Here is a 13,236-nt window from a genome sequence, read left to right on the forward strand (position 1 = left end):
GTTCCGGATCAGCATGAGCATCAGACAAGCTATGGTACTGGCCGCGGGTCTCGGGACCCGCATGCGCCCGATCACCGAGACGATCCCGAAGCCGCTGGTGAAAATCGACGGCAAGCCGATGATCGACTACGCGCTGGATTCGCTGGTGGCGGCCGGCATCGAACGAGCCGCCGTCAACGTTCATCACCACGCCGACCAGATGCTCGATCATCTGAAGAATTATCCTGGCCTCGACATCGTGATTTCCGACGAGCGGGACGCGCTGATGAACTCCGGCGGCGGACTGGTGAAGGGGCTGAGGCTGCTGACCCGCGACGATATCTTCGTCATGAATGCCGACCTGTTCTGGATCGGCGAACAGCCGGGGCGGCCAACGAACCTGCAACGCTTAGCCGGATTCTTCGATGCCAAGCGCATGGACATGGCGCTGCTTTGTGTGATGATAGAGGATACGACGGGCCACAACGGCAAGAACGATTTCAGCCTCGCAGCCGATGGCCGGCTGACGCGTTATCGCGACGATCCGTCCAATCCCGTCGTTTACGCCGGAGCGATCGCCATGAACCCATCGCTGTTCGACAACGCGCCGCAGGATGCCTTCAACCTCAATACCTATTTCGACAAGGCAATCGCACGCGGCCGCCTTTTCGGCATGGTGCTCGACGGCCATTGGCTGACAGTGGGAACGCCGGAGGCGATCGGCGAGGCGGAGGAAACGATCCATCGGTTGCGGGCGTTTGCGTGAGCCATGGCGGAGCGGCATCAGCCACGCATTCTGACGATCCCGGCGGGCCTCTCCTTTCTGAAAACGCTGGCGACGACGCTTTGCGACGGCCGCCTGACGCCGCTCTTCCGGCATCAGGCCGATGATCCGCTGTCGCTCGCCAGGGTAACGATCTATCTGCCGACCCGGCGTGCCGTGCGTGTGCTGCGCTCGGAATTCGTCGACCTGCTCGGCGGCCGCTCGGCGATCCTGCCGGTCATCCGTCCTCTCGGCGAAACCGATGACGACAGCGGCTATTTCGACGAGGCGCTGCCGGCGACGATCGACCTCGCCCAACCGCTGTCGAATACCGCCCGTCTGTTGGAGCTTGCGCGGCTCATCCTCGCCTGGCGAAACAAACTGCCCGAAATCGTTCGCCACATTCATTCGGACTCACCGCTCGTTGCGCCGGCAAGCCCGGCAGATGCGATCTGGCTCGCCCGCAACCTTGCGGAACTGATCGATTCCATCGAAACCGAGGATCTCGACTGGTCTGAATTGTCGAAACTCGACACCGGCGACTATGCCGCCTGGTGGCAGCTGACGGCGGAGTTTCTGCAGATCGCCAGCGCCTTCTGGCCGGAGAGGCTTTCCGAACTCGGCAAATCCTCGCCGGCGCGGCACCGAAACGCCATCCTGCGGGCCGAAGCATCAAGGCTTTCCACGACGAAACCGACTGGGCCGATCATCATTGCCGGTTCGACGGGCTCGGTTCCCGCCACCGCCGATCTCATCGCCGCCGTCGCCAATCTGCCTGAGGGTGTGATCGTGCTTCCGGGGCTCGATCTCTCTATGCCCGAAAGGCACTGGCAGATGGTGGCGCCAGAACCGGCACCCGGCCAACATGCCAATCCTGCAAACCGGAGCCATCCGCAATACGGCCTGTCGTTGCTGCTCAAGCGGCTGAAGCTCACGCGTGCCGACGTGACCCTTCTTGAACGGCCCGAGGCCGATCTTGAGCGGCGCGCCGAAATCCTGTCTCGGACGCTCGTCCCGGCGGAGGCGACCAGCGATTGGGGCGCTTGGAAGAGCGACCTGCCCGATGGCAGCCTGTCTTCCGCCTTTGCCGATGTTTCGCTGATCGAAGCCGCCAACGAACGCGAGGAAGCGACCGCGATTGCGATTGGGCTGCGGCTGGCGTTGGAAAAGCCGGGGCAGGACGGCGAAAGCCGGGCTGCCCTCATTACCCCGGACCGCAATCTCGCCCGACGGGTTATGGCGGAGCTTTCCCGCTTCGACATCCTCGCCGACGATTCGGCCGGCACACCGCTTGCAGCCATGCCGCAGGGCACGCTGCTGCAATTGCTGCTGGAAGCAGCGCTGCGCCCGGGCGATCCGGTGGCGATTATTTCGCTGCTCAAACATCCGCTGGCCCGTTTCGGCCTGGAACGCGACGCATTGATTTCCGCTACCGAGGCGCTCGAGCTGCTGGCCCTGCGCGGCGGCGTGGCGGAGGTGGATATCAGCAGGCTCGAGCCGCTGCTGACCCATCAGCTTGCCGAACAGGCCCAGGACAGGCACGCACCGCAATGGCGAAAGGCGCTTTCGGCTGACGCTGCCGATGCCGCGTACGATCTTGCCCGGCGGGTCACACAAGCGACCGAGCCGCTGGCTTCGACGCTGATCCGGCACCGGCCGGAAGATCGCGCAAGGACGGTAAGCTTGTCTTTGTCGGAATGGGCGGAGCGTAGCGGTCGTTCGCTCGAAGCAGTCGCGGCCGATCCGCACGGCAATCTCGCCGATCTCTGGTCTGGTGAAGCGGGAGATGCGCTCGCCGCCCTGCTCGGCGAGGTCATCGGCACGGACGGCCAGATGGAAGCCGACGGGCCGCAATGGATCGACATTATGGCAGCACTTGCTGCCGGCCATGTGGTGAAGCCACGGGCACTCAGTCATCCCCGCCTCTTCATTTTCGGCACGCTGGAAGCCCGCCTGCAGAGCGTCGATACGCTGATCCTCGGCGGCCTGAACGAGGGCACCTGGCCAGGGCAGACCGCCAACAATCCCTTCATTCCGCGCATGATGAAGACGGAGATCGGCCTCGAGCCGCCGGAACGGCGTATCGGCCAGCTGGCGCATGACTTCGAGATGGCGAATGGCACGCGCCATCTGATCTATTCGCGCGCGCTGCGCCAGGGCTCGACACCGACGGTCGCCTCCCGTTGGCTGCAGCGGCTGCTAGCGCTCGCCGGAGAGGCGTTCGAAGCGGAGTTGAAGGGACGCGGCAACCGGTTCCTCCAATGGGCCGGCCTGATCGACCGTGGAGAAGCCCAGGCACCGACGCAACGCCCCTCGCCGAAACCACCGTTGGCACTGCAGCCGAAATCCTACTCCTTCAGCGAAGTCGGCCGGCTGCGCCGGGACCCCTATGCCATCTATGCGCGCCGCATCCTGCGCCTCGATCCCGTCGATACATTCAACCGCGATCCAGGAGCGGCCGAACGCGGAACGCTCTATCATAAGATCATCGACCGGTTCATTCGCGAAGCCCATGTCGCCGGCACGCCGGATGCGGCAGCGGCGATGGAGCGCATCCTTTCCGAGCTTTTCGACATGGAGCAGCTGCCGGCGCATATCGATGCCGTGTGGCGGCCGCGCTTCCGCGCGGTTGCCCGCGCCTTCCTCGAATGGGAAACCGGACGGCGACCCGGCATCCACAAAACACTGACGGAGGTGCGTGGCGGCTTCGAATTGGAGCCGATCAATATCCGGCTTAACGGAGTTGCGGACCGGATCGACATCACCGGACCGAACGCCGCCGATATCATCGATTACAAGACCGGCTACAATCCGTCGCCAGCGCAGGCCCGCGTGCTTCTCGATCCGCAGCTTGCGCTCGAAGCGGCGGCCTTGAGCGCCGGCGCCTTCCGTGATGCCGGTCGTCTTGTGCCGCAGGACCTGCTCTATGTGCGCCTGCGGCCGGGACGTCGTTTTCAGGTCGACACCGTCAACAACGAAAGCTCGGCACGCAGCGACAAGGCGAAATCGGCGATGGATCTCGCCGAGGAATCGATCGACCAGTTGGTCAAGTTCGTCGGATTGCTGCAGTCCGGGGAGAAAGGCTTCACCTCGCGGCTCATTCCGGCGCAGCAATTCGATTTCGGCGGCGACTATGATCACCTCGCCCGCGTCTCCGAATGGTCGACAGCCGAAACCGACGAAGGCGGCAGCGATGAGTGATGTAACGCCTCTTCCCAACGACGATGATCCTGGCGCCTGGATCGGCTGGACGACGATCCAGCAGGCGATTGCCTCCGATCCCTTGCGTTCGGCATGGGTCTCGGCCAATGCCGGCTCCGGCAAGACGCATGTGCTGACACAGCGCGTCATCCGTCTTCTGCTGGTCGGGGCGCGGCCTTCTGCCATTTTGTGCCTCACCTATACCAAGGCTGCGGCTTCCGAAATGTCGAACCGCGTCTTCGAGCGGCTGGCGGACTGGGTGGTGCTTGACGATGAAGACCTTAGCCGGCGGATCACCCAGATCGAGGGGACGGCTCCCGATGGACTGAAGCTTGCCGAGGCCCGCCGGCTGTTCGCGAAGGCGCTGGAGACACCCGGCGGGCTGAAGATCCAGACGATCCATGCTTTTTGCGAGGCGCTGCTGCACCAGTTTCCACTGGAGGCCAACGTCGCCGGGCATTTCTCGGTTCTCGACGACCGCGCGGCGGTGGTGCTGCTTTCCGATGCGCGCCGGGCGCTGCTGACGGCAACCGCGCCGGAGGGAGACAGCGCGCTTGCCGAGGCGTTCGCCTATGTGCTCGATCTCGGCGACGAATCCGGACTGGAGAACCTGCTCGGCGACATCGTCGCCAATCGCAACGCAATCCGTCGTTTCACGGCAATCGCCGAACGGCAGGGCGGCGTGGAAAAGGTCCTGCGAGAAAGGCTTGGCCTTGCCGCCGGCGACACGGAAAGCCGGATCGCCGCGCAATATTGGCCTTTGCCGGAGCTTTCGGGCGGCATGCTGGAGCTTTATCTGTCGCTTGCCGACCAGAAGGGCGGCACGAAAGCGCAGGAGGTTGCCTACGGCCTCAAGCTTGCCGGGCGGGAACGCGATGACGCAAGGCGCGCTGAGTTTCTCGAGAAAATCTTTTTGACAGCCAAGGGCGAGCCGAAGGCGGACTCGCAATTCTCAGTCAAGGCGATGCTTGCCGACGCACCGCAGCTGGCGGGCGCCATTGCCGCTGCCCGCGCCCATGTCGCCGCAAGCCGCGACCGGCTGAAACTGATGCGGATGTACGGCGCCACACATGCAGCGCTCGTGCTCGCCGACCGGCTGAACCACGACTACGAAGAACTGAAGAAACAGCGCAGCCAGCTCGATTTCGAGGATCTCATCACCCGCACCGCCGACCTGCTGACGAAAAGCGGCGTCGGCCCCTGGATCCACTACAAGCTCGATCGCGGCATCGACCATATCCTCGTCGATGAAGCGCAGGATACCAGCCCGATCCAGTGGAGCGTCATCCAGTCGCTCGCCGAGGATTTCTTCTCCGGCGAAAGCGCCCGGCCGATCGTGCGCACGCTGTTTGCCGTCGGCGACGAGAAACAGTCGATCTATTCCTTTCAAGGAGCGCGGCCTGAGCGTTTTTCCGAGGAAAGCGACCGAACGCGGCGGCGGGTGTCCGACAGCGGGCAGAGCTTTTCCTCGGTCCGGCTGCCGCTTTCCTTCCGCTCGACCGCGGATGTGCTCGAGGCCGTCGACCATATTTTCAGGGAACCAAACAATGCGCGCGGCCTCAGCGCGCTCGGCGAACCGTTGGTGCATCGCTCCAGCCGCATCGGACATCCCGGCGCCGTCGATCTCTGGGAGATGGTCGCGCCGGAAGCGGTGATGAAGGAGGAGGATTGGACGGCGCCCTTCGACGCAACGCCGGAAAGCGCGCCAGCCGCAATCCTGGCGCGGCGGATCGCCCATTCGATCGGCACGCTGGTCGGGCGCGAGACGATCGTCGACAAGGGCAAGGAGCGTCTGATCGAAGCCGGCGACATCCTTGTGCTGGTGCGCAAACGCGACGCCTTCGTCAATGCGTTGACGCGCGCGTTGAAGCGCCGCGGCGACATTCCGGTCGCCGGCGCCGACAGACTGGTGCTGACCAGCCATATCGCCGTGCAGGATCTGCTGGCGCTCGGCCGTTTCCTGCTTCTGCCGGAAGACGACCTTTCGCTCGCCGCCGTGCTCAAGAGTCCGCTGTTTGATCTTTCCGAGGACGACATCTTTGCGATCGCCGCGCTACGCGGCGATAATGAGAGCGTCTGGCACCATCTCAAAAGTTTCGCCGCCGATGGCACCGAGCGTTTCCGCGCAGCCGTCGAGAGGCTTGAATTGTTCCTTCGCCAATCCAGGAGCCTGTCGGTCCACGATTTCTATGCGCGTGTGCTCGGCAGCCATGGCGGGCGGCGGCAATTCCTTGCCCGGCTCGGCACCGAGGTCAGCGATATCCTCGACGAATTCCTGACCTTCACGCTCGACCACGAGAGCTCCGGCCTCCCCGGGCTGCAGTCCTTCATCTCGACGCTGGAGCTCGAAGCGCCCGTGGTCAAGCGCGAGCAGGACAAGGGGCGCAATGAAGTGCGGATCATGACGGTGCATGCCTCCAAGGGTCTTGAGGCACCGATCGTTTTCCTCGTCGACGGCGGTTCGAAGGCTTTTACCCATACCCATCTGCCGAAGCTTCGCCTGATCGAGACCGACGCCGACGAGCCGCCGATGCCCGTCTGGGTTCCTGTCTCCGATCTCGCCAATTCGCTGACCCAGGACGATGCTGCGCGTATCCAGATGCTGGCGGAGGAAGAATATCGCCGATTGCTCTATGTCGCCATGACGCGAGCCGCCGACCGGCTGGTCGTCTGCGGCTATCGCGGCGTGCGTGTGAACAACGACACCTGGCATCTGATGATTTCGACGGCACTGCGCGACAATCATCCGCTGGTGGAGACGACCACATTCTCGAGTCCCGATGGGGAATGGCCGGGTATCAAATGGCGCGTGCCGCGGGTGGAACGACGCTTCGAACGCACCGACCGCAGCCAGGAGCGCGACAGCATGGACACCCTGCCGGACGGTCTGTTGCGGCCGTTGCCGCCGCAGGCCGGGCTGCCCCGGCCGCTCAGCCCCTCCGGCGCCGGGACGATCATCGATGAAGACGCGGGTGGCTTGCTCGTCGTTTCGCCGCTGTTTGGCGAGAAGCACCGCAGCGATCGTTCGCTGGAGAAGGGCAGGCTGATCCACCGCATGCTGCAGGCGCTTCCCGAAATTCCGCTTGCCGAACGGCCTGATGCCGCAGGCCGCTATGCCGAACGAGCGGCTCGGTTCTGGCCGGAAGCCGAACGGCGCAAACTTGTTGATTCGGTTCTGAAACTATTGGACGAAGAGGGTCTGCAGTCCGTCCTCGGTGCGCAGGCCCAGCCCGAGGTCTCGATCATGGGAACGTTGACGCTCGAAGACAGGCGCTATGCCGTCTCCGGCCGCATCGACCGGCTTGCCGTCCTTGCCGATCGCGTCGTCATTCTCGACTACAAGACCAATCGGGTGCCGCCGGCGACAGAGGAGGCTATCCCCTTCGCGCACCGGGCGCAGCTGGCGATCTATCGCGAGATCCTGGCGCCGCTCTATCCTGATAAGCGTATCGATTGCATGCTTGTCTATACCGAGAACGCCTCGCTCTACACGCTGAGCGAAAAGGCGCTCGGTTTGGCGCTTGCAGCAGTCAAGACAAAGTGAAATACCGGACATTGAAAATTCGGCACCGCAGCATCACATGTGGTTCAACACCGAGACAAAGGAGCAGCCCATGGCTACCGTGAAAGTCGATATCAACAACTTCCAGTCGGAAGTTCTGGAATCCGCAGAACCCGTCGTCGTCGATTTCTGGGCTGAATGGTGCGGCCCGTGCAAGATGATTGCGCCGAGCCTCGAAGAAATCGCCGTTGAGATGGAAGGCAAGGTCAAGGTGGCCAAGCTGAATATCGATGAGAACCCGGAACTCGCCGCACAGTTTGGTGTGCGCTCTATTCCGACCCTGGCGATTTTCAAGGGCGGCGAAGTCGCCGATATCTCCGTGGGCGCCAAGCCGAAGACCGCGCTTTCGAACTGGATTTCGAGCGCCGCCTGACTGATATCGCTTAAATTAAATCGCATTGGCGAAAAAGCCCGGCATCGACCGGGCTTTTTCAATTTGCCTTCATTTCGGCGGCGTGCCGTTGTCGGAAAGCACATCGCCGACGAGATAGAGAGAGCCGCCGATGAGGATGCGCGGGGGTAAACCCTCCGGATCGACGACGGCTTTTATGGCTTCCAGCGCATCGCCGACCGTCGACATCGGTTCGGCAACCAAGCCGGCATCATAAGCGGCATTCGACAATATCACCGGGTCGATTATCGCGTCGCTGCCACGGATCGGCACACAGAAAACCTTCTCGACCAAGCCGGCGAAGGCCTTGAAATAGCCGATTGGATCCTTGGTATTAATCATGCCGGTAATGAGGAAAAGCGGCCGAGACTGGCGTTCCTCGAAATTGGCCATGGCTTCGGCGATCACTTCGCCTGCCCCGGGATTATGCCCGCCGTCGATCCAGATCTCGGCGCCGGCGGGTGCATGCGGCAGCAACCGGCCTTCGTTCAGACGCTGCAGCCGGCCCGGCCATTCCACAGAACTCATCGCCTTTTCCATCATCGCCTCGGTGACGGTGAAACCCGCCGCCTTGACGGCGCGAATGGCGGCGGCGGCATTGGCATATTGGTGGCGGCCGGGAAGCCGCGGCAGCGGCAGGTCGGCAAGACCGAATTCATCCTGATAGACGAGCCGGCCATATTCCTCATGCGCCATGAAATCCTGGCCGAAGACGGCGCTGGGACAATGCAGCCGTTCGGCCGTCGCCATCAGCACGTGGAGCGCCGCGTCATATTCCTGATGACCGATGACAACCGGAAATCCCGGCTTCATGATGCCGGCCTTTTCGGCGGCGATCAGCTCGACCCTGTCCCCGAGATAGGGCTGGTGATCGAGTGAGATCGGCATGATCACCGAGACGGCCGGATCGGAAATGACATTGGTGGCGTCGAAGCGGCCGCCGAGACCGACTTCGATGATCGCGGCATCGGCCGGCTGTTCGGAAAACAGGATGAAGGTGACCGCCGTCAGGATTTCGAAGACGGTGATGTGCTGTCCGGCATTGGCATCGGCCACACGACGCAGGGCCTTGGCAAAGACGGCGTCATCGACAAGCTGCCCGCGCCCGCCCTTGACGCCGATGCGGTAACGCTCGTGCCAATTGACGAGATGCGGCGAGGTGTGAACATGAGCGCTGTAGCCGCCGGCTTCGAGCAGAGCGCGGCAGAAGGCGGTGACCGACCCCTTGCCGTTGGTGCCGGCGACATGGATCACCGGCGGCAGATTCCGGTGCGGATTGCCGAGCACATCGAGAAGACGGGTGATGCGATCGAGAGACAGATCAAAACCCTTGGGATGTAACCCCATGAGCTTGTCGATCTCCTGTGCTGCCTCGCTCACCGCGGTTTGGCCTCTGGGTATCAATTCGGCACCCCGCTTGCTTGTCGGTTTTCAGGCGCTCGCCGCCAGAGCGATCGCACCGCTATTCATGTCGTTCGCCGCCGAAACCGGCTTCTTCGTCAGGATCTTCAGGACGCGCGCCAGCGTTTCCGGGATATCGTGACGTTTGACGACCATATCGACCATACCATGCTCCAGCAGGTATTCGGAGGTCTGGAAGCCTTCGGGCAGTTTTTCGCGCAGCGTCTGCTCGATGACGCGCTTGCCGGCAAAGCCGATTTCGGCGCCGGGCTCGGCCAGATGAATATCGCCCAGCATGGCATAGGAGGCCGTGACGCCGCCGGTGGTCGGGTTGGTCAGCACGACGATATAGGGTTGGCCGGATTCCTTGAGCAGGTCGAGGGCAACGGTCGTGCGCGGCAGCTGCATCAGCGACAGGATGCCTTCCTGCATGCGCGCGCCGCCGGAAGCGGGGAACATCACCAGCGGGCACTTTTCAGACGTCGCACGTTCGAAAGCCTTAACGATCGCCTCGCCGGCAGCCATGCCGAGCGAACCGCCGATGAAGTTGAATTCGTGCACCACCGCCACGAGTTTCAATCCCTGCACCTTTCCGACGCCGGCGAGGATGGTATCCTCCTGCTCAGTCTTCAGGCGGCTGTCGCGCAGGCGATCGCTATATTTCTTAGAATCGCGGAACTTCAGAGGGTCCTGGGCGACCTTCGGCTGCGGCAGCGATTCGAACTCGCCGTTGTCGAACAGATCGATCAGGCGGGCCTTGGCCGGCATCTTCATGTGATAGCCGGAGGCTGGAATGACCCATTTGTTGCCTTCCAGATCCTTGTGGAAGACCATCTCGCCGGTTTCCGGGCACTTGATCCAGAGGTTCTCCGGCACTTCGCGACGGCCCAGCATGGAATTGATCCGCGGGCGAACGTAGTTGGTGATCCAGTTCAACTCGAATACTCCTGATTGACGAAAGCGCGTCGCGATCTTTCAGATCGTTTGCCACACTTTGAGGTCTTCGGTTTCCCGCATGTCGTTGCCGCAAGACCGCTGCACATTTTGCGCGACATTGCTTTGCTCCAATGTGGGCAAACTATTCGGCAGCAACAAGGCGCGCCGAACGTGTTCCCGTGGAAAGTCCGCGGACCAGTGTGGCAACGGCCTGAACGGTATCGGCCGTTGCCTTGCCGTCGCCCGTCAGACTGGTCGCGACCTGATTGACGATGGCGGTGCCGACCACGACGCCGTCGGCCGAACCGCCGATGACCTTTGCATGTTCCGCCGTCTTGACGCCGAAGCCGACGCAGACGGGTAGCTTGGTGTGCTGCTTGATGCGTTCGACCGCGCCCGACACCAGCGACGGATCCGGCAGCGCCGAACCGGTGATGCCGTTCATCGAGACGTAATAGACGAAGCCGGAGGTGTTCTTCAAAACCTTCGGCAGGCGCTTCTCATCCGTCGTCGGCGTCGCCAGGCGGATGAAATTGATGCCTTTGCGGATCGCCGGAATGCAGAGTTCGTCATCCATCTCAGGCGGCAGATCGACAACGATCAGACCGTCGATGCCGGCAGCAATCGCGTCGTCGAGGAATTTTTCGACGCCATAAATATAGATCGGGTTGTAGTAGCCCATCATCACGATCGGCGTCGCATCATCGGTTTTGCGGAAATCGGCCGCCAGCTGCAACGTCTTCTTCAGCGTCTGGCCGCCTTTCAGCGCACGCTGACCGGCGAGCTGGATTGCCGGGCCATCGGCCATCGGATCGGAAAAGGGCATGCCGAGCTCGATGATGTCGGAGCCCGCCTCCGGCAGCGCCTTCATGATGCCGAGCGAGGTATCGTAATCAGGATCGCCGCCCATGAAATAGGTCACAAGCGCCGGACGGCCCTCGGCCTTCAGCTCGGCAAAGCGTTTGTCCATGCGTGCGGTCATGTCTTACAGTCCCATTCCCAGAATCTTGCCGACGGTGAAGATATCTTTGTCGCCTCGACCGGAGAGGTTCATCAGGATGATCTCGTCCTTGCCCATCTTCGGTGCGCGCTTGATCACCTCGGCAATCGCATGCGACGGCTCGAGCGCCGGGATGATGCCTTCGAGGCGGGTCAGGGTCTGGAAGGCCTCGAGCGCTTCGTGATCCATGATCGGCACATAGTCGACGCGGCCGGTATCGTTCAGCCAGGAATGTTCGGGGCCGATGCCGGGATAATCGAGACCGGCTGAAATCGAATGGCCTTCCTTGATCTGGCCGTCGCCATCCTGCAGCAGATAGGTGCGGTTGCCATGCAGCACGCCCGGCGAACCGGCGGTGATCGACGCGCAATGGTCATCGCCCTGCAGGCCCTTGCCGCCCGCTTCGACGCCGACCATCTTGACGGTGGGATCATCGAGGAAAGGATGGAAAATGCCGATCGCGTTCGAACCGCCGCCGACGGCAGCGACGACGAGATCCGGCAGGCGGCCTTCGGCTGCCAGCATCTGCTCTTTCGCTTCGGTGCCAATCACCGACTGGAAATCGCGGACCATCTCCGGATAGGGATGCGGACCGGCCGCCGTTCCGATCAGGTAATAGGTATCCTCGACATTGGTGACCCAGTCGCGAAGCGCCTCGTTCATGGCGTCCTTCAGTGTGCCGCTGCCTGCCGTGACCGGTTTGACCTCGGCGCCGAGCAGTTTCATGCGGAAAACGTTCGGTGCCTGACGCTCGACGTCGGTGGCGCCCATATAGACGACGCAAGGAAGGCCAAAGCGGGCGGCAACGGTGGCGGAGGCAACGCCGTGCTGGCCGGCGCCGGTTTCGGCGATAATGCGGGTCTTGCCCATGCGCTTGGCGAGCAGGATCTGGCCGATGCAGTTGTTGATCTTGTGCGAACCGGTGTGGTTCAGCTCCTCACGTTTGAAATAGATCTTCGCGCCGCCGAGTTCGGCCGTTAGCCGCTCGGCGAAATAGAGCGGGCTCGGGCGACCGATATAATGGGCGCCGAGATGCTTCAATTCGGCCTGGAATGCCGGATCGTTCTTCGCCCTGTCCCACTCATCCTGCAGATCGAGGATCAGCGGCATCAACGTTTCGGCAACGAAACGACCGCCATAAATGCCGAAACGGCCATCTTCATCGGGGCCAGAGCGGAAGGAATTCGGTTTAGGCGTCTCGTTCACTCTCAACTCCCTGAGGCCATGACAGGCGCATCCGCCTCTTCGACCGCATCGAAAAATTCATCGATCATTGCGACGCTCTTCACGCCAGGTGCGGTTTCGACACCCGAGGAGACGTCGATACCACGTGCCTTGGTGTTCGCCAGCGCATCCGCGACATTGTTCTTGTTCAGCCCGCCGGACAGCATGTAGTCGATGCTGCCGTCGAGCCAGCTAAGAAGGCTCCAGTCGAAGGAAACGCCATTACCACCCGGCAATTCGGAACCCTTCGGCGCTTTTGCATCGAAGAGGAAACGATCGGCGATGCCGATATAGGCCTCGACGCGCTTCAGATCATCGGCCGTGCGCACCGAAAATACCTTCATGACAGGCAGACCATAGAGCGCCTTTATGGTCAGCACATGTTCGGGGCTCTCGTTGCCATGCAGCTGCAGAATATCCGGCCTCAACAGCGAGACAATCTCGTCCAGATCGTCATTGGTGGGATCGACGACGACGGCGACGATCTTCGCCTTGCCGCGCGCGGGTTCGGCAAGCTTTGCCGCCAGGTCCGGCTCGATATAACGTGGGCTCTTTTCGAAGAAAATAAAACCGATATGGGTCGCGCCGCGCTTCAGTGCGCGATCAACAGCATCAGGCGTCGTCAAGCCGCAAATTTTGATATCCGGTTTCATGGCAGCGAAGTGACACGAAATGCGTCAGGAGTCGAGCCAATTTGCATGGAAAGCTGCATTTAGAGCGGCTTTCGGCTAAAGCGCGTCGCGTTCTTTCAGATTCGCTCCTCGCGCTTTAGCCCTTTA

Annotated in this window: 9 protein-coding genes; 4 read left to right on the plus strand and 5 right to left on the minus strand. The window is 62.1% G+C overall.

Annotated features, from left to right (window positions below):
* The first annotated feature begins 13 nt into the window (after window positions 1-13).
* From HJB83_RS12250 to trxA, 4 genes are all read left to right on the plus strand, one after another.
* Entirely contained in the window at window positions 14-745 is a 732-nt protein-coding gene (locus HJB83_RS12250; protein WP_221159557.1) for a nucleotidyltransferase family protein, read from the plus strand.
* Window positions 746-748: 3 nt separating this feature from the next.
* Window positions 749-3,943 (plus strand): double-strand break repair protein AddB, encoded by a 3,195-nt coding sequence (gene addB / locus HJB83_RS12255; protein ID WP_221131579.1) that lies wholly within the window; start codon window positions 749-751, stop codon window positions 3,941-3,943.
* A complete protein-coding gene (gene addA, locus HJB83_RS12260) occupies window positions 3,936-7,487 on the plus strand; it encodes a double-strand break repair helicase AddA (protein ID WP_221131580.1) in 3,552 nt (1,183 codons plus the stop codon). Before addB ends, addA begins: the two co-directional genes overlap by 8 nt.
* A 70-nt stretch (window positions 7,488-7,557) precedes the next feature.
* Window positions 7,558-7,878, plus strand: a complete 321-nt coding sequence (gene trxA, locus HJB83_RS12265; RefSeq protein ID WP_003544118.1) for a thioredoxin — start codon at window positions 7,558-7,560, stop codon at window positions 7,876-7,878.
* A gap of 69 nt (window positions 7,879-7,947) precedes the next feature.
* On the opposite strand, the gene HJB83_RS12270 is transcribed toward trxA, so the two are convergent.
* The 5 genes from HJB83_RS12270 to HJB83_RS12290 form a co-directional block, all read right to left on the minus strand.
* On the minus strand, window positions 7,948-9,300 hold the full coding sequence (locus tag HJB83_RS12270; RefSeq protein ID WP_221115381.1) for a folylpolyglutamate synthase/dihydrofolate synthase family protein: 1,353 nt from the start codon (window positions 9,298-9,300) through the stop codon (window positions 7,948-7,950).
* 27 nt (window positions 9,301-9,327) lie between these two features.
* Window positions 9,328-10,233 carry an acetyl-CoA carboxylase, carboxyltransferase subunit beta gene (gene accD, locus HJB83_RS12275; protein ID WP_164015509.1) on the minus strand — a complete coding sequence of 302 codons (906 nt, stop codon included), beginning with the start codon at window positions 10,231-10,233 and terminating at the stop codon, window positions 9,328-9,330.
* A gap of 142 nt (window positions 10,234-10,375) precedes the next feature.
* The gene (trpA, locus tag HJB83_RS12280; RefSeq protein ID WP_207582335.1) at window positions 10,376-11,215 is read right to left on the minus strand and encodes a tryptophan synthase subunit alpha; all 840 of its coding nucleotides are present in this window, start codon (window positions 11,213-11,215) and stop codon (window positions 10,376-10,378) included.
* Window positions 11,216-11,218: 3 nt separating this feature from the next.
* Window positions 11,219-12,439, minus strand: a complete 1,221-nt coding sequence (gene trpB / locus HJB83_RS12285; RefSeq protein WP_207582334.1) for a tryptophan synthase subunit beta — start codon at window positions 12,437-12,439, stop codon at window positions 11,219-11,221.
* A 2-nt stretch (window positions 12,440-12,441) separates the two neighbouring features.
* Window positions 12,442-13,110, minus strand: coding sequence for a phosphoribosylanthranilate isomerase (locus HJB83_RS12290; RefSeq protein WP_221131581.1), 669 nt, complete (start codon window positions 13,108-13,110; stop codon window positions 12,442-12,444).
* Window positions 13,111-13,236: the final 126 nt, after the last annotated feature.

It is taken from the genome of Rhizobium sp. NZLR11 (assembly GCF_019685115.1).
Classification (GTDB): Bacteria; Pseudomonadota; Alphaproteobacteria; order Rhizobiales; family Rhizobiaceae; genus Rhizobium.

What these genes read in the sequence shown, in the direction of transcription:
- HJB83_RS12250 (WP_221159557.1), top strand. Translation starts at nt 14, where the DNA reads ATGAGCATCAGACAAGCTATGGTACTGGCCGCGGGTCTCGGGACCCGC.
- addB (WP_221131579.1), top strand. Translation starts at nt 749, where the DNA reads ATGGCGGAGCGGCATCAGCCACGCATTCTGACGATCCCGGCGGGCCTC.
- addA (WP_221131580.1), top strand. Translation starts at nt 3,936, where the DNA reads ATGAGTGATGTAACGCCTCTTCCCAACGACGATGATCCTGGCGCCTGG.
- trxA (WP_003544118.1), top strand. Translation starts at nt 7,558, where the DNA reads ATGGCTACCGTGAAAGTCGATATCAACAACTTCCAGTCGGAAGTTCTG.
- trpA (WP_207582335.1), bottom strand. Translation starts at nt 11,215, where the DNA reads ATGACCGCACGCATGGACAAACGCTTTGCCGAGCTGAAGGCCGAGGGC.
- HJB83_RS12290 (WP_221131581.1), bottom strand. Translation starts at nt 13,110, where the DNA reads ATGAAACCGGATATCAAAATTTGCGGCTTGACGACGCCTGATGCTGTT.